Origin of the sequence: Phenylobacterium sp. LH3H17, assembly GCF_024298925.1 — a bacterium.
Lineage (GTDB): Bacteria > Pseudomonadota > Alphaproteobacteria > Caulobacterales > Caulobacteraceae > Phenylobacterium.
Map to the genome: position 1 here is coordinate 1 of NZ_CP101283.1, position 16065 is coordinate 16065.

The 16065-nt window shown below is 68.3% G+C and carries 15 protein-coding genes; 3 read left to right on the top strand and 12 right to left on the bottom strand.

Going from position 1 to position 16065, the window contains the following annotated elements; genetic code table 11:
- The first annotated feature begins 121 nt into the window (after positions 1–121).
- Entirely contained in the window at positions 122–1576 is a 1455-nt protein-coding gene (gene dnaA, locus M9M90_RS00005; protein WP_254835122.1) for a chromosomal replication initiator protein DnaA, read from the top strand.
- Between the two features lie 58 nt (positions 1577–1634).
- Here dnaA and M9M90_RS00010 read toward each other — a convergent pair whose 3' ends face one another.
- On the bottom strand, positions 1635–2234 hold the full coding sequence (locus M9M90_RS00010) for an SOS response-associated peptidase family protein (protein ID WP_254835123.1): 600 nt from the start codon (positions 2232–2234) through the stop codon (positions 1635–1637).
- Positions 2235–2342: 108 nt separating this feature from the next.
- Here M9M90_RS00010 and M9M90_RS00015 point away from each other — a divergent pair, with 108 nt between their 5' ends.
- A complete protein-coding gene (locus M9M90_RS00015) occupies positions 2343–2609 on the top strand; it encodes a low affinity iron permease family protein (protein ID WP_254835124.1) in 267 nt (88 codons plus the stop codon).
- Between the two features lie 64 nt (positions 2610–2673).
- Here M9M90_RS00015 and pnp read toward each other — a convergent pair whose 3' ends face one another.
- The 10 genes from pnp to rimP all read right to left on the bottom strand — a co-directional run bounded on the left by pnp (position 2674) and on the right by rimP (position 14375).
- Positions 2674–4815 carry a polyribonucleotide nucleotidyltransferase gene (pnp, locus tag M9M90_RS00020; protein ID WP_254835125.1) on the bottom strand — a complete coding sequence of 714 codons (2142 nt, stop codon included), beginning with the start codon at positions 4813–4815 and terminating at the stop codon, positions 2674–2676.
- A 241-nt stretch (positions 4816–5056) separates the two neighbouring features.
- The gene (gene rpsO, locus M9M90_RS00025; protein WP_254835126.1) at positions 5057–5326 is read right to left on the bottom strand and encodes a 30S ribosomal protein S15; all 270 of its coding nucleotides are present in this window, start codon (positions 5324–5326) and stop codon (positions 5057–5059) included.
- Positions 5327–5329: 3 nt separating this feature from the next.
- Entirely contained in the window at positions 5330–6274 is a 945-nt protein-coding gene (gene truB, locus M9M90_RS00030) for a tRNA pseudouridine(55) synthase TruB (protein ID WP_254835127.1), read from the bottom strand.
- Entirely contained in the window at positions 6274–6714 is a 441-nt protein-coding gene (gene rbfA, locus M9M90_RS00035) for a 30S ribosome-binding factor RbfA (RefSeq protein ID WP_254835128.1), read from the bottom strand. Before rbfA ends, truB begins: the two co-directional genes overlap by 1 nt.
- Positions 6715–6906: 192 nt before the next feature.
- Positions 6907–7701 (bottom strand): dienelactone hydrolase family protein, encoded by a 795-nt coding sequence (locus tag M9M90_RS00040; protein ID WP_254835129.1) that lies wholly within the window; start codon positions 7699–7701, stop codon positions 6907–6909.
- A gap of 38 nt (positions 7702–7739) precedes the next feature.
- Entirely contained in the window at positions 7740–8246 is a 507-nt protein-coding gene (locus M9M90_RS00045) for a DUF2939 domain-containing protein (protein ID WP_254835130.1), read from the bottom strand.
- A 72-nt stretch (positions 8247–8318) separates the two neighbouring features.
- Positions 8319–11354: a translation initiation factor IF-2 gene (gene infB, locus M9M90_RS00050; RefSeq protein WP_254835131.1), complete on the bottom strand. Its 3036-nt coding sequence runs from the start codon at positions 11352–11354 to the stop codon at positions 8319–8321.
- A 73-nt stretch (positions 11355–11427) separates the two neighbouring features.
- Positions 11428–12078 (bottom strand): RNA-binding protein, encoded by a 651-nt coding sequence (locus tag M9M90_RS00055; protein WP_256549220.1) that lies wholly within the window; start codon positions 12076–12078, stop codon positions 11428–11430.
- A gap of 8 nt (positions 12079–12086) precedes the next feature.
- Positions 12087–13814 (bottom strand): transcription termination factor NusA, encoded by a 1728-nt coding sequence (gene nusA / locus M9M90_RS00060; protein ID WP_254835132.1) that lies wholly within the window; start codon positions 13812–13814, stop codon positions 12087–12089.
- A 12-nt stretch (positions 13815–13826) separates the two neighbouring features.
- Positions 13827–14375, bottom strand: coding sequence for a ribosome maturation factor RimP (rimP, locus tag M9M90_RS00065; RefSeq protein WP_254835133.1), 549 nt, complete (start codon positions 14373–14375; stop codon positions 13827–13829).
- 261 nt (positions 14376–14636) lie between these two features.
- Between rimP and ppa the strand changes: the two genes are divergently transcribed.
- The gene (ppa, locus tag M9M90_RS00070; RefSeq protein WP_254835134.1) at positions 14637–15185 is read left to right on the top strand and encodes an inorganic diphosphatase; all 549 of its coding nucleotides are present in this window, start codon (positions 14637–14639) and stop codon (positions 15183–15185) included.
- Between the two features lie 181 nt (positions 15186–15366).
- Here ppa and trmB read toward each other — a convergent pair whose 3' ends face one another.
- Positions 15367–16044, bottom strand: coding sequence for a tRNA (guanosine(46)-N7)-methyltransferase TrmB (gene trmB / locus M9M90_RS00075; protein ID WP_254835135.1), 678 nt, complete (start codon positions 16042–16044; stop codon positions 15367–15369).
- Between the last annotated feature and the right edge of the window lie 21 nt (positions 16045–16065).

The following is a 16065-nucleotide window of genomic DNA, read 5'->3' on the forward strand; positions in this document are numbered from 1 at the left end:
TGATCTCGGATGAAAACAGACGGCGGCGAGGGCTATGCTCGCGCTGAATAAGGCTTTGTGTTCGTTAAACAAAGTTAGCCGTCGCGGGGGCGCTGGGCCGATGACACATGATGGGGTTGGAATGATGGCCAATGGTGGCATTGCGGGTTCTATGTCTGATGCGCCGGCGGGGGCTGTCTGGACGAAAACCTGCCTCGCGCTGAAGCGGGAGCTGGGCGAAGCGACCTTTGGATCGTGGCTCGGCCAGGCCGCCCTGCGCGAACGCGGGTCGGACCTGTGCCTGGTGGCCGCCACCGGCGTCGCTCGCGATTGGATTCGTCGTCATGCCTGGCGCCGCATCGGTGAGCTGTGGGCGCAGAACGACCCGATGGGTCGCAGCCTCGACCTGAAGTCGCGCATGGAGTTCGACGCCCAACCTCAGGGCGCCTATGCGGAGACCCAGGCCCTGGCCTCTCCTTCGCTCATCGCCGTGGACACCGATGTCATCGAGATCGAGGCGCCGGTCGCGGCGCCCAGCCTCGAAGCGCGCGCGGCCCGCCAGCAGGGCCTGCAGGAGCGCTTTTCCTTCGAGACCTTCGTGGCCGGCCCGGCCAACGAGTTCGCCTTCGCCGTGGCCCGCCGGGTGGCGTCCTGGGCCGACGGCCATTTCAATCCGGTGATCTTCCACGGCCCCTATGGCTTCGGGAAGACCCACCTGCTGAACGCGCTCGCCTGGGAGGCCATGCAGACCGGTCCCGGCAAGCGCGTGGTCTACATCACCGCCGAGCGCTTCACGACGACCTTCGTCAAGGCCGTCCAGGACCGCCAGACCGCGGCCTTCAAGGACGAGCTGCGCAACGCCGACCTGCTGCTGATCGACGACGTCCAGTTCGTGGCCGGCAAGACCTCCACCCAGGAGGAGCTGTTCCACACCCTGCTGGCCCTGGTCGAGGACGGCCGCCGGGTGGTGATGACCGCCGACCGCTCGCCCGCCGAGCTCTCGGAGATGGAGCCGCGCCTGCGCAGCCATCTGCAGTCGGGCCTGGTCTGCGGCATTGAGCCGGCCGACCGGACGCTGCGCCTGGGCATCCTGGAGCGCAAGCTGGCCACCCTGGCCGCCCAGGGCCGCTTCGTGCCCTCCGCCAAGGCCGAGGTCCTGCAGTTCCTGGCCGACCGCTTCACCGACAGCGTCCGCGAGCTGGAAGGGGCGCTGAACACCCTGATCGCCCGCGTGGGCGGGGATATCGCCCGCCTGACCCTGGACGAGGCCCAGACCATCCTGCGCCCCCACCTGGCCTGTAACGAGCGCCGGGTCACCGTCGATCAGATCCAGAAGGTGGTCGCGGAGCACTATCAGCTGAAGCAGGCCGACATGATCTCCGAGCGCCGGGCCCGCGCGGTCGCCAGGCCCCGCCAGGTGGCCATGTGGATCGCCAAGCAGATCACCACCCGCTCCCTCCCCGACATCGGCCGCAGGTTCGGCGGCCGCGACCACACCACGGTGCTGCACGCCGTGCGCCGCATCGAGAGCCTGAAGGCGGAGGATCCGGTCATCGCCCGCGACGTGGACGTGCTGTTGCGCAAGCTCAGGGGCTGATCCCGCCGAAACAGGCTGGAAGCCAAAGGCCCGCCCTCACCGGCGGGCCTTTCGCGTTTCAGGCGGCCAGGTCGACGCCATCCTTGCGCAGGGTCTGGGCGACGAGCGTCCCCGCCGGCCCGGGCCGCAGCAGCTCGCCTTCCGGCCGGGCCAGGGTCAGCCAATCCATGCCCGCCTGGGGCGCGAAGGTGACGATCTGGCGGTCGTGGTACGGCTTCACGTCCGGACCCGGCTCCGTGGTCAGCAGAGTGAAGCAGCCCTCCTTGACGATGCCGGCGATCCAGAACCAGTCCGCCCCCGCCAGGGTGAAGCGGTGGCGATCCTTCAGCTTCACGCCCTTGGCCTGGGGCGCGGTGTACTCGAAGAAGCCGTCGGCCAGGACCAGGACCCGGTCGCTGAGGGAGAAGTCCCGGCCCTCCGAGCGGAAATTGAACACCGGCGCGCCCCGCGGCCCGGGCCAGGCCCAGGTGACCGCGTCGCCTTCGAGCCTTCCGTCCCGCAGCCGCACCACCACGGCGGTGTCGCGGATGCGGATCGAGGGTTGGGCGTCGAGGTTGGGGACCAGGCCGTCGCGCCACCCGAACAGCGGCAAGGCGCGCTTGTCGAACTCGGCGATGGCGTCGGCCAGCTGCTTCTGGCGGGCGAATTCGTTGCACATGGCGCGAGGTTAGCGCGCGGAGCGCGAGCTGCAACGCCATCGGGCCTTCGCCGTTCTAGCAGGATGAAGGTAACGATCATAAGCCGGGCACTGGACGCGGCGGGCCGCGTGCTCACCCACACCTCATCGCTGCTGGCGATGCTCCTCTTCGTTGGCGCCTGGTCGATCTTCGACCGCGAGAGCCTCGACTGGCACGCCGCGGCGACGCTGATCACCTTCATCATCGCCATCATCATCGAGCGCAACGCCCGGCGCGACACCACCGCCCTGCAGGCCAAGCTGGACGAGCTCATCCACGCCACCGACGGCGCGCGCAACGAGATCGCCGCCGTGGAGAATCAGCCGATCGACGAGATCGAGGCCCGGCGGCGCTAGGCCCAAACGAAAGGGGCGGCCGCATTGCTGCGGCCGCCCCCTCGAACTCTTGGGCCTGAAAGCCTTAGGCTTCTTCGGTCTCGGCCGGCGACTTGGCCGACAGGTCTTCACCGGTCTCCTGGTCGACGACCTTCATGGAGAGGCGGGTCTTGCCGCGATCGTCGAAGCCCAGGAGCTTGACCTTCACGGACTGGCCCTCGGTCAGGACGTCCGACACCTTGCCGACGCGCTCGTTGGAGATCTGGCTCACGTGGACCAGGCCGTCCTTGGCGCCGAAGAAGTTCACGAAGGCGCCGAAGTCGACGATCTTCACGACCTTGCCGGTGTAGATGGCGTTCAGCTCGGGTTCCGAGGCGATGGACTTGATCCACTCCTTGGCCGCGTCGATCTTCGACTGATCGGAGGCCGAGACCTTGATCGTGCCGTCGTCTTCGATGTCGACCTTGGCGCCGGTCTTTTCCACGATCTCGCGGATCACCTTGCCGCCCGAACCGATCACTTCGCGGATCTTGTCGACCGGGACCTTCATGGTCTCGATCTTCGGGGCGAACTCGCCCAGTTCCGTGCGCGGGGCTTCCATGGCCTTGGCCATCTCGTCGAGGATGTGCTTGCGGCCACCCTTCGCCTGTTCCAGCGCCTGCTTCATGATCGCTTCGGTGATGCCGGCGATCTTGATGTCCATCTGCAGGGAGGTGATGCCGTCCTCGGTGCCGGCGACCTTGAAGTCCATGTCGCCCAGGTGGTCTTCGTCACCCAGGATGTCCGACAGGACCGCGAAGCCGTCCTTCTCGAGGATCAGGCCCATGGCGATGCCGGAAACCGGCTTCTTCAGGGGCACCCCCGCGTCCATCAGGGCCAGCGAGGAACCGCAGACCGAGGCCATGGACGAGGAACCGTTGGACTCGAAGATCTCCGAGACCAGGCGGATCGTGTAGGGGAAGTCTTCCTGCTTCGGCAGCATCGGACGGATCGCCCGCCAGGCCAGCTTGCCGTGGCCGACTTCGCGGCGCCCCGGCGCGCCCATGCGGCCCGTCTCCCCGACCGAGAACGGCGGGAAGTTATAATGCAGCATGAACTTCTCGTAGTACTTGCCTTCCAGCGCGTCGATCAGCTGCTCGTCGTCGCCGGTGCCCAGGGTGGCCACGACCAGGGCCTGGGTCTCGCCGCGGGTGAACAGCGCCGAGCCGTGGGCCCGGGGCAGGACGCCCACTTCCGAGACGATCTGGCGGACCTTGTCGACGGTGCGCCCGTCGATGCGGATGCCGGTGTCCAGGATGTTGCGGCGGACGACGTCGGCTTCCAGCTCCTTGAACACGCCGCCCAGCTTGTCGGGGGCGATGCCGGCCGGATTGGTGTCGGACTTGCCGAACTTCTCGGTGGCCTTGGCCTTGGCCGCGGAGACCGCGTCCTGACGCTGGCCCTTGGCGACGATCTTGTAGGCCGCGGCGAGGTCCTTGCCGATCAGCTTCTTCACTTCGGCCTTGATGGCGTCGGTGTCGTCAGGCGTGAACTCGAAGGGCTCCTTGGCGGAGTGCTCGGCCAGCTCGATGATCGCGTCGATCACGGGCTGGATGCCGGCATGGGCGAACATGACGCCCTTCAGGACTTCGTCTTCGCTGAGCTCCTGGATCTCGGACTCAACCATCATGACGGCGTCGCTGGTCGAGGCGACGACCAGGTCCATCGCCGATTCCTTCATCTCGTCGAGAGTCGGGTTCAGGATGTACTCGCCGTTGACGTAGCCCACGCGGGCCGCGCCGATCGGGCCCATGAACGGGGCGCCGGAGATCACCAGGGCCGCGGAAGCCGCGACCAGGGCGACGATGTCGGGATCATTCTCGAGGTCGTGGGCCAGCACGGTGGTGACGACCTGGACTTCGTTCTTGAAGCCTTTGACGAACAGCGGGCGGATCGGACGGTCGATCAGGCGCGAGGTCAGGGTTTCCTTTTGCGAGGGCGCGCCCTCGCGGCGGGGGAAGGAGCCCGGGATCTTGCCCGCGGCGTAGAACTTCTCCTGGTAGTTCACGGTCAGGGGGAAGAAGTCCTGACCCGGCTTGGCGCTCTTGGCGAAGACGGCGGTGGCCAGCACCATGGTCTCGCCGTAGGTGGCCAGGACGGCGCCGTCGGCTTGACGGGCCATGCGGCCGGTTTCGAGGGTGAGCGTCTTGCCGCCCCACTCGATGGTCTTGCGTTTGATATCGAACATTTTTCTTCTTTCTATCCCGCGGGCGTATTCCCGGCGGGGACGGACAGGGCGTCGGACTTCCGAAATCCTCTCCAACTGACGGGCGGGTTGAGGACTTCTTGAGCCCTCGGCGTGTAGCGGAGCGCCCGACCATGGGCGCCCGGATCGCCGCTTGATCGTTCCGGCCTGTCGCGGAACGAGCGGCGCTATGGATAGGCCTGATACGCAAAGCCCCCGGTTTTCCCGGGGGCCGACCGAAGTCTTAGCGGCGCAGACCCAGCTTTTCGATCAGGGCCTGATAGCGTCCGGCGTCGGAGAGCTTCAGGTGATCGAGAAGGCGGCGGCGCTGGGAGACCATCTTCAGAAGGCCCCGGCGCGAATGGTTGTCTTTCTTGTGGGTCTTGAAGTGCTCAGTGAGGTTGGCGATCCGCTCGGAGAGGATCGAAACCTGCACTTCGGCGCTTCCGGTGTCGCCGTCGGAACGGCCGTGGGCCTTGATGAGCTCAGCTTTGCGCTCAAGAGTAATCGACATCGGTTAGTCTCCGCTCTTATCCAGATGAAAGACCCGCGAGGGCTCGAGCTTGCCCGCGCGCATCTCGCAGAGCGCCACCATCACGCCGTCCGCCATGGCCGAAACGGTTCGGGTCCCGGGGTTTAGCCGGGCCTTGAGCGCTTCAACCTGTCGGGGAACGAGAACGATCGGCCGTCCCTGCTTGAGCTTGAAAGCGTCTTCGGTGGTCACGGCCAGCTCCGGGATGTCGTCCAGGGCGGTCTCGACCGGAAGCAGGGCCTCCAAGCAGCGGGCCTTATGGCCCAAATCCTCAAGCAATTCCAGTGTTATCGCATCTTCCTCGCGGAACGGGCCGACGCGCGTTCGCCGCAGCGCGCTGACATGGCCGCAGGCGCCCAGGCGCTCGGCGAGGTCGCGGACCACGGCGCGGACATAGGCGCCCTTGCCGCAGTCCATTTCCAGTTCGATGTGGTCGGCGTCCACGACACCGGCCACGCGCAGGTCGTGGACCTGGATGGTGCGCGCCGAAAGCTCCACCTTCTCCCCGGCCCGGGCCAGGTCGTAGGCTCGCTCGCCGTCCACCTTCACCGCCGAATAGATGGGCGGGACCTGCTGGATCTCGCCGATGAACTCCGGCAGGGCGGCGGCGACGGCCTCGGCGGTCGGACGCACGTCGGACGTGGCGGTCACCGCGCCCTCGCGGTCGAAGCTGGCGGTGGTCGTGCCCCAGGCGACGGTGAAGCGGTAGGACTTGTCGGCGTCCATCAGGAAGGCGACGGTCTTGGTGGCCTCGCCCAGCGCGATCGGCAGGATGCCGGTGGCGAGCGGGTCCAGGGTCCCGGCATGGCCGGCCTTCTGGGCGTTGAAGATCCTTCGCACCCGGGTGACCGCGCTGGTGGAGCCCAGGTCGTAGGGCTTGTCGAGACAGACCCAACCCGAGACGGCGTCGCCCTTCTTGCGTCGGGCCATCAGTCCTCGTCCTTCCAGCTGTCGGAAGGCGCGTCGGGGGTCAGGTCCTGGCGGACCTTGGGATTGTCGAACAGGGCCCCGATCCGGGTCGCTTCGTTGAAGCTCTCGTCGTGCAGGAACTTCAGGTCGGGGGTGAACTTCATGTCGATGCGCCGGCCCAGCTGGCCGCGGATGAACTTGGTGTGCCGGTTCATGGCCGCCACCACCTTTTCCGCGTCGATGCCGCCCAGCGGCTCCACGAAACAGACGGCGTGGCGCAGGTCGGGGCTCATCCGCACCTCGGTGACGGTCACGGAGCGGTCGGCCAGATCGACGTCGGTAAAGTCCGACGTGCGCATGATCTCCACCAGGGCGTGGCGCATCAGCTCGCCGGCTCGTAGCTGGCGCTGGGTGGGGCCTGCGGCCACGCCGCGCGGGCGGGGGGCGTTGTTCTTCTTCATGGCTTGGCCTTTCAAGACCCCGAGCCTTTCCGATCCCTTTGGATCGGAGAAGGCTCAAGACTTTTTCGTTGAACCATTTTCTTCGACGAACCGGTGGCCACTTCGTCGGAAAATGGTTTGCCGCGGATCGGACGCGGCTGGCTCAGGGGAAGGGCGGGCTTCTAGTCGCGTGGGGCCTGGAAGTCCACCCCGTCAGGCCGCCCCGGTCCGTTCGCGGAAGAAGGCCAGCACCCGCTCTTCCGCCGCCTTGGTGGGGCCGTCATCCTTCAGGTGCAGGGTCAGGACCGAATGCGGCTTCATCTGCGCGGGGGCGGCATCCGCGTCCTCCAGCTCGATGGCCTCGAACCTGTCGCCGAACTCGCGACGATAGGTGTCGAACCGGGCGTCGGGGACGAAGGCGTCGCTCTTGAAGCGCAGGCCGATCATCGACAGGTCCTCGCCCTCGAACCGCTTGCGGGCGCAGGCGATCTCGTCGGCCGAGACGCCGATCGCCGCGCCTCGTTTGGGGTTCTTGCCGGCCAAGGGCAGGGAGGGCTGGGAGAGCACCGGCGCCACCACCGAGGGCTCGGTCATCATGGCGAGCGCGAAGCCGCCGGTGAAGCACATGCCCACCGCCCCGACACCCCTGCCGCCGCAGTCGGCGTGCGCCTTTCGGGCGAGCGCCTTCAGCCAGTCGACGATGGGGCTCGACCTGTCGGTGGCCCAGACATTGAACTCGCGTCGGATGCAGATGCCGATGATCAACTCGCGCAGGGCGTAGCCGGTGGTGACCGGCCGACCCGGCTCGCCGAACAGGCTGGGGCAATAGACGGTCATGCCCGACGCCGCGACCCGGTCGGCGAACTTGATGACCAGGGGATGCAGGCCGGGCATCTCATGGATGACGATGACCGCGGGGCCGGAGCCCTTCTTGAACACCCGCCGCGTCCGGCCGCCATGGGTGAACGCGGTGTCCTCATAGTCCGCCAGTGCGGCCTCGTAGCCCATCGCCCGCTCCCCCAAGGTGGAGCTCGAGCTTACACAGGTCAGCGCTTGGTCCGCAGCATGGAAAGATCGCCCTCGAAGCCCGACAGCCGCCAGGTCCCCGAGGTCTGCGTGAAGGTCAGCAGGCAGGGGCCGTCCTTACTGCGGGTGGCGCAGACCCGGCCCTCGCCCGCCGGCTTGAGCTGGGCGCCGATGACCAGGGCGCTGGGGATCGGGGTGTCGGGGCCATAGCCATAGTAGTCGGCCACCGCCCGGAACACCCGGGGCTGGACCAGCAGCTCGCCGGCCACATCGGCCACGACCGGAGAGAGCAGGATGCTGAGCGCCGCCAGGCCGTCCCTAGCCTCGGCCTGGCGAGTCTCGGCAAGCAGCCGGCTCTCGATCTGCCGCTTGAGCGCCGGGCGGTCCACATGGGCGTCGAAGGCTCGCCGGTCATTGTCGCGGATCGAGACCAGCAGGGCGTGAACGTCATTGGCCGCGTCGTAGCGCTGGACCGTGGCGCAGCCGGAGAGGGTCAGGGCGAGGACGGTGAGAAGAGCGATGCGCATGGCGGACCTCGGGCGGCGGGCAAGAAAAAACCCTCCCGTCGCCGGGAGGGTTTTGACGATCTTTGCGGCCAATCAGAGGCTGCGCGCGACCTCTTCGAGGCTGAAGCACTCGATGACGTCGTTCTCCTTGATGTCCTGGAAGCCCTCGAAGAACATCCCGCACTCGACGCCGGAGCCGACCTCGGCCACCTCGTCCTTGAAGCGCTTGAGGGTCTTGAGCGTCCCCAGTTCCAGCACCACGATGTCCTCGCGGATGATCCGGACGCGGGCGCCGCGGCGCACCACGCCTTCGGTGACCCGGCAACCGGCGACCCGGCCGACCTTGGTGATGTCGAACACCTGCAGGACCCGCGCGTTGCCCAGGAAGGTTTCGCGTTGTTCCGGCGCCAGCATGCCCGAGAGCACGCCTTTGATGTCGTCGATCAGGTCGTAGATGATCGCATAGTAGCGGATCTCAACGCCTTCGCGCTCGGCGAGCGCCTGGGCCTGCTTGGAGGCGCGGACGTTGAAGCCGAGGATCGGGGAGCCCGAGCCCTTGGCCAGCATGACGTCGCTCTCGCTGATCGCGCCGGCGCCCTGCAGGATGATCCGCGCGCGGACCTCGTCAGTGGCGAGCGCATCCAGCGAGCCCACGATGGCCTCGGCGGAGCCTTGCACGTCGGCCTTGATGATGACCGGCAGCTCCGAGATCTTCTTGTCCTGAAGCTTGGCCATGAAGTCGGCCATGGTCACGCCGGCGGCGACCGGCGAGCCGGCCTTCTCGCGCTTCACCCGGGTGCGGTACTCGGTCAGCTCGCGGGCGCGGGCTTCGTTTTCCACCACGGCGAAGGGCTCGCCCGGCGACGGCGTGCCGTCCAGGCCGAGAATCTCCACCGGAACCGAGGGGCCGGCGGCGTCCAGTTGCTCGTCCCGCTCGTTGAGCAGGGCGCGCACACGGCCGAAGTTGGAGCCGGCCACCACGATGTCGCCGCGCTTCAGGGTGCCCCGCTTGACCAGGACGGTGGAGACCGCGCCACGGCCCCGATCCAGCTTGGCCTCGATGACGGTGCCGTCGGCGGTGCGGTCCGGATTGGCCTTCAGGTCCATGACCTCGGCCTGGAGGAGGATACCCTCGATTAGGTCGTCCAGGCCCATCTTCTCGGTCGCCGAGACCTGGATGGCCTGGGTTTCGCCGCCCAGGCTTTCCACCACGATCTCGTGCTGCAGCAGCTCGTTGATCACCTTGGTCGGGTTGGCGCCCGGCTTGTCGATCTTGTTGATCGCCACGATGATCGGCGCGCCGGAAGCCTTGGCGTGCTGGATGGCCTCGATGGTCTGGGGCATGACGCCGTCGTCGGCGGCCACCACCAGCACCACGATGTCGGTGACGTCGGCGCCGCGCGCCCGCATGGCGGAGAACGCCGCGTGGCCGGGGGTGTCGAGGAAGGTCACGGCCTGGCCGTTCTCCAACCGCACCTGATAGGCGCCGATATGCTGGGTGATGCCGCCGTGTTCGCCGGCCGCCACATCGGCCGAGCGCAGGGCGTCCAACAGCGAGGTCTTGCCGTGGTCGACGTGACCCATGACCGCCACCACGGGGGGACGCGGCAGCAGGTGAACGTCGACATCCTCTTCGCCGATGAAGCCTTCTTCCACGTCGGCCTCGGACACGCGGCGGACCGTGTGGCCGAATTCGGTGGCCACCAGCTCGGCGGTGTCGTTGTCGATGACGTCGTTGATCTTGAGCATCACGCCCTGACGCATCAGGAACTTGATGATCTCCACGCCGCGGGTCGCCATCCGGTTGGCGAGCTCCGCCACGGTGATGACGTCGGGAATGACAACTTCGCGCGCGGCGCGGGCGGCTTCCTGGCCGCCGCCCTTGCGCTTCTCACGCTCCCGCTCGCGGGCCCGGCGAACCGAGGCCAGCGAACGCATCCGCTCGACGGCGCCCTCATCGTCCCCGGCCACGGCCTGGATGGTAAGGCGGCCTTCACGGCGCTGCTGGGCGCCCTTGACGCGGGAGATGGCCTTGTTCGGCGCGGCCGCGGCCTTGCGGCGCGTATCCTCGTCATCGTCGGGTCGACGCGCGGTGTCGCCGCCGCCGGGCCGAGGGGCCTGGCGGGTGGCGCGCTGGATCTCAGGCGTGGCGGGCGGCGCGTTGGGGGCGGCGCCTCGGGCCGGACGCGCTCCACCGGGACGATCCCCGGGACGGCCGGCGCCGCCAGGCGCGGGACGCGGCGACAGGGCCGAATAGCGTACGGGCTCGCCGGTCGGACGCGGACGGTCGCCCTGCGGGCGGTCGCCTTGCGGACGCGGGGGGGCCCGGTCGCCCTGCGGCCGGGCGTCGCCCTGCGGCGGACGCTGCTGATAGCCGCCCTGATCGGGCCGCGGCGCGCGCTGGCCGAAGTTGGTGTTCTCGAACCGACCGGGCGAACGCTCCGGACGATAGGTGGTGGTCGAGGCCCGGTCGTCGCGGCGTTCGCGGGAGGGCTCGTAGGTACGGGTCTGGCCCGCCGCCGGAGCGGCGGTCGGAGCCGGACGCGGAGCCTCGGCGCGTGGCGCGGCCGGCGGCGCGGCGACCGGCGTCGGCGCCTGGGCGACGGGGGCCGGAGCCTCCGGGGCCGTGGCGACGGGCGCGGGCGCTTCAGGCGCAACGACGGGCGGCGGCGCCGCGGGGGTCGGAGCCGCGGGGGCTTCGGCGACCTTGTCAGCAGCCTTGGCGGCGGCGGCGGACGCCGCGGCCTCGGTCCGGGCGCGCTCTTCGCGGGCCTGCTGCTCGGCGGCCTGGCGGGCCTGATGTTCGCGAGCCAGTTCAATGGCGCGCTGGCGGGCGCGCTGCTCGTCGGCCGAAAGGCCCGATCCGTCGCCCGAGGGCGAGGCCGGACGCGGCGAGGAGGCCGGCGGCGGCGTGAAGGTGCGCTTCTCGGCCGAGGACGGCGCAGCAAGATTGCCCGCCGGCGCAGTGTGGGTGCGCGCGCGCTTGGTCTCGACGACCACCGTCTTGGAGCGGCCGTGGCTGAAGCTCTGCTTCACCGTGCCCGCGCTGACCGAACCGGCCCCACGGGGCTTGAGGGTCAGGGGAGCTCGCCCGCCGGGGGCTCGGCCGTTGTCGTTCTCGTCGCTCATGCGCTCGCTTTAACTTACGGCCGGGACGGTCCCGACCAATCATCTCGAATAGGTCTAGGCGCGCGAAACCGCCTTAGGTTCCGCCCGCCTCAGAAGGCTTTTCCTCGCGCCAACTCTCAGGAGTAAGCGGGCTGAAGCCGGACAGGCGCCGGACATCGAATGTCCAACGATCGGCGCCGCGCCCCGCAAGGAAGGCGGTGTGTATCACATTCTCGCCCCCCAAGGCCAAACCCAATTCCTCGACGCCGAAGAGTCCGAAGACCTCGACCGGCTTGGGTGACTTGCGGGCCACATTCAGAATCTTGCGCCGGCCGTCCGGCGCGCCATCGGCGGCCTCGATCAGCCAGGCGGTCCTGCCGGCGCTCAGGCTGGCGGCGACCTTCTCATAGCCCGAGATAAGATCTCCGGCCCGCTTGGCAAGGCCCAGGCCGTCCAGGAGGCGTTTCCGCAGCAGGGTTTCGACCTGATCGGCCAGGCCCGGCCCGGCCGCCAGCTTGGTCTTGGCGGCCCGCGAGAACAGGCCTTTCTTGGCCGCGGCCTCGACCCCCGCCCGCGTCGCTTCGACCCATAGCCCCCGTCCCGGCAGCTTGCGCGCCAGGTCGGGAACCACGATGGCCCCCGGTCCGGCGACGAAGCGCAGCAGGCGCGCCTCGTCCATCACCTCGCCCGAGACGATGTCGCGACGCTCGCGAGCGGCTTCCGCCAGGGTTGCGGGGGCGTTCAACAGGGTCCTTAGGCCTCCGTGGGCTGATCGGGTTCGGCCTCGGCGACCGCCTCGGCGTCAGCTTCGGGCGCGACCGCGGCGGCCGGACGCTGGCCGAACACGGCCTCGGCCTCGTTGTACTCGACCTCTTCCTCGACCTCGACCACGGGTTCCGGCGCCTCGACCCAGCCCATGGCGACGCGGGCGCGCATAATCAGCGCCTCGGCGTCGGCCGGGTCCATGTTGAAGCTTTCCAGGATGCCCTTCTCACGCACCCGCTCGCCGTCCTTGGTCTCGAACCAGCCGCGCAGGTCGTCGGGGATCAGGCCGGCGAGGTCCTCGACGGACTTCACGTCGCCTTCGCCCAGGGCCACGGCCATGGGCAGGGTGACGCCCTCGATCTCCAGCAGGGCGTCCTCGACGCCGAGCGCCGTGCGCTTGGAGTCGTATTCGGCGGCGATCTTCTCAAGGAAGTCGCGAGCGCGGGCCTGGATTTCCTCGCCGGTGTCCTCGTCGAAGCCTTCGATGGCCGCGATTTCCGAGGCGTCCACATAGGCGACATCTTCCACCGTGGCGAAGCCCTCGGTGACCAGCAGTTGGGCGATGACCTCGTCGACGTCCAGGGCTTCCTGGAACAGCTGGGTGCGCTCGGAGAACTCGCGCTGGCGGCGCTCGCTTTCCTGGCTCTCGGTCATGATGTCGATTTGCCAGCCGGTGAGTTGGCTGGCCAGGCGGACATTCTGGCCGCGACGGCCGATGGCCAGCGACAGCTGCTCGTCGGGAACCACCACCTCTACGCGCTCGTCCTCCTCGTCCATCACCACCTTGGAGACTTCGGCGGGGGCGAGGCCGTTGACGATGAAGGTCGCCTCGTCCGGGCTCCACTGGATGATGTCGATCTTCTCGCCCTGCAGTTCGGCCACCACCGCCTGCACGCGCGAGCCGCGCATGCCGACGCAGGCGCCGACGGGATCGATGGAGCTGTCGTTGGAAACCACGGCCATCTTGGCGCGCGAGCCCGGATCGCGGGCCACGGCGCGGATCTCGATCACGCCGTCATACACCTCGGGAACTTCCTGCGCGAACAGCTTGGCCATGAAGCCGCCATGGGCGCGGCTGAGCAGGATCTGCGGGCCCTTGGTCTCGCGACGGACGTCGTAGATGTAGCAGCGGATCCGGTCGCCGATATTGAAGTTCTCGCGCGGGATCGACTGGTCGCGGCGCATGATGCCTTCGCCGCGGCCAAGGTCGACGACGGTGTTGCCGTACTCGACCCGCTTGACCACGCCGTTGACGATCTCGCCGACCCGGTCCTTGAACTCCTCGAACTGGCGCTCGCGCTCGGCCTCGCGGACCTTGCCGGTCACCACCTGGCGAGCCATCTGGGTCTGCACCCGGCCGAACTCGAAGGGCGGCAGGATCTCTTCGTAGGTCTTGCCGACCGCGGCGTCCTTGTAGACGCGCTTGGCGTCCGAGAGGCGCATGATGCCGACCGGCTCCTCTTCGCCGGCCTCGACGTCCCAGCTCACCCCGTCATCGACGATGGTGACCACCCGCTTGACGGTGGTCTCGCCGGTCTTGGGATCGATATGGACCCGGATGTCGTGCTCGGCGCCGTAACGCGAGCGCGCGCCCTTCTGGATCGCCTCCTCGATCGCCTCGATGACGATCTCCTTGTCGATCGACTTTTCGCGGGCCACGGCCTCGGCGATCTGGAGCAGTTCAAGCCGGTTGGCGGAGATGCCGGTCAGGCTCATGGGTGTCGTCCTTTATTCGGAGGTCTCTTGTTGCGGGTCGTCGCCGACGAGGCGGGCGGCGCGCTCTTCGGCGCCGCGCTTCATCAGCGCATCGGTCAGGATCAGCTTGGCCTCGACCACCCAGGCGAAGGGGACCAGGGCGGTCGCCTCCTCCCCTTCCAGGTCGATGGCGATGTTCTCGTCTTCCACCCCGGCCAGGACGCCGCGGAAGCGCTTGCGTCCCTCGGCCACGCGGTCGAGTTCGATGCGGGCCTCGTGGCCCTCATAGTTGGCGAAGTCCTTCAGCCGGGTCAGCGGCCGGTCGACCCCAGGCGAGGAGACCTCCAGCGTATACTCCCCGGAGATCGGGTCGGCGGCGTCCATGATCTCGGAGATGGCCCGGCTGAGCCGCGCGCAGTCCTCGACCACCATCTCGCCGTCGGGCGTCTCGGCCATGATCTGCAGGCGCCGGGCGTGCTCGCCGCCCATCAGGCGCAGGCGCACGATCTCATAGCCGGCGGCTTCGGCCACGGGGTCGAGCAGCTCCAGGAGCTTTTGATCCTCTGCGGTCTTGCCACGCATAAGCTTGGCCGCTCTCCGGCAACAAAAAAGCGGCCGGGCCGAAGCCTGCCGCTCGTAGGCGCTATCCAGCGCTAACGGACGATGTGGAGGCCTGTATAGCGCGCGGACGGAGGCTTGTCACGGGGTGTCGACACGGTGCGTCCATCGCGCAGTTGCAAGGATTTGCGTCCGCTGACGCTCTGGCGCCCTTCCCTCTCCGCCCGTCTTGGTCCACACACCGCCCGCTTTCTTTTTTTGTGTTCGGACAAGGTCCTCCTCCCCATGGACATCACCAAGATCCCCGTCGGCGTGAACCCGCCCTACGACGTCAACGCCATCATCGAGATCCCGCAGGGCGGCGAGCCGGTGAAGTATGAGCTGGACAAGGAATCCGGGGCGATCTTCGTCGACCGCTTCCTGCACACGGCCATGTACTATCCAGGCAATTACGGCTTCATCCCCCACACCCTGTCCGACGACGGCGATCCGATGGACGTGCTGGTGGTGGGTCCGACCCCGGTGGTGCCCGGCGCGGTGATCCGCGTGCGGCCGATCGGCACCCTGATGATGGTCGACGAGGCCGGTGGCGACGAGAAGGTCCTGGCCGTGCCGGTGGACAAGCTGCACCCGTTCTACGCCGGCGTGGATTCCTGGCGAGGCCTGCCGACCATCCTCACCGAGCAGATCGCCCACTTCTTCCAGCACTATAAGGACCTGGAAAAGGGCAAGTCGGTGGAGATCGTCCGCTGGGCCGATCCCGAGGAAACCGGCGAGCTGATCCGCCAGGGCATCGAACGCGCCAACGCCGCCGGCAAGGGCTGGAAGGACTAGCTCTCCAGTCGGCTAGCATCGGGATTAGAGATGCTCCCCCTCTGGGGGAGCTGTCAGCGAAGCTGACTGAGGGGGACTTTGACTCGCTTCGGCGCCCTTCAACCCCCTCCGACTCTCCGCTTCGCTCCGAGCCACCTCCCCCAAAGTCGCGCTGCGCGCTGGGGGAGGATCTGGCCCGCGCCTATTTGCGAACGAAGTCGAAGAACACCGGGGCGCAGTCGCCCAGGCGCTTTTCCTCATAGCGGGTGGTGATGTGGTCGGCGGGCGGCGTACGCCAGTCGTCGGCCCGCTCCGCCTGCCATTCGAAGTGGGGCGAGGCCAGGACGCGTTCCAGCGCCCAGTCGGCATAGCCCGCCACGTCGGTGGCGAAGCGCAGGCGCCCGCCCGGCTTCAGCACCCGGGCCAGGTCTTCCAGCACCTCGGGCTGCAGGATGCGCCGCTTGTGGTGGCGCGCCTTGGGCCAGGGGTCGGGGAACAGGATGAAGACCCGCTCCAGGCTGGCGTCCGGCAGGTGGGCGATCAGCTCGCGCGCGTCGCCGTCCTGGATACGGACGTTCTTCAGGCCCTGTTCGGAAACGTGGCGCACGGCGCTGGCAACCCCGTTCAGGAACGGTTCGCAGCCGATGATCAGCACCTCGGCCGCGCGGCCGGCCTGGGCCGCCATATGCTCGCCGCCGCCGAAGCCGATCTCCAGCCAGACCTCGCGCGCCTCCGGCATCAGCTCGCGCGGATCGAAGGGGACCTGCGGCGCGCGGATCTGCGGCAGCAGGGTCTCCACAAGGGCGGCTTGGCGCGGCTTGATCGGGCGCGACTTGATGCGCCCGTAGGAGCGCATCAACGGATGGGCGGTCTCTTCCATGGGCGGCCTCTACCCCGCCGG

Bases quoted from the DNA above. Each gene is read 5' to 3' on its own strand.
- dnaA (WP_254835122.1), top strand. From the start codon at position 122: ATGATGGCCAATGGTGGCATTGCGGGTTCTATGTCTGATGCGCCGGCG.
- M9M90_RS00010 (WP_254835123.1), bottom strand. From the start codon at position 2,234: ATGTGCAACGAATTCGCCCGCCAGAAGCAGCTGGCCGACGCCATCGCC.
- pnp (WP_254835125.1), bottom strand. From the start codon at position 4,815: ATGTTCGATATCAAACGCAAGACCATCGAGTGGGGCGGCAAGACGCTC.
- rpsO (WP_254835126.1), bottom strand. From the start codon at position 5,326: ATGTCGATTACTCTTGAGCGCAAAGCTGAGCTCATCAAGGCCCACGGC.
- truB (WP_254835127.1), bottom strand. From the start codon at position 6,274: ATGGCCCGACGCAAGAAGGGCGACGCCGTCTCGGGTTGGGTCTGTCTC.
- rbfA (WP_254835128.1), bottom strand. From the start codon at position 6,714: ATGAAGAAGAACAACGCCCCCCGCCCGCGCGGCGTGGCCGCAGGCCCC.
- M9M90_RS00040 (WP_254835129.1), bottom strand. From the start codon at position 7,701: ATGGGCTACGAGGCCGCACTGGCGGACTATGAGGACACCGCGTTCACC.
- M9M90_RS00045 (WP_254835130.1), bottom strand. From the start codon at position 8,246: ATGCGCATCGCTCTTCTCACCGTCCTCGCCCTGACCCTCTCCGGCTGC.
- infB (WP_254835131.1), bottom strand. From the start codon at position 11,354: ATGAGCGACGAGAACGACAACGGCCGAGCCCCCGGCGGGCGAGCTCCC.
- nusA (WP_254835132.1), bottom strand. From the start codon at position 13,814: ATGAGCCTGACCGGCATCTCCGCCAACCGGCTTGAACTGCTCCAGATC.
- rimP (WP_254835133.1), bottom strand. From the start codon at position 14,375: ATGCGTGGCAAGACCGCAGAGGATCAAAAGCTCCTGGAGCTGCTCGAC.
- ppa (WP_254835134.1), top strand. From the start codon at position 14,637: ATGGACATCACCAAGATCCCCGTCGGCGTGAACCCGCCCTACGACGTC.
- trmB (WP_254835135.1), bottom strand. From the start codon at position 16,044: ATGGAAGAGACCGCCCATCCGTTGATGCGCTCCTACGGGCGCATCAAG.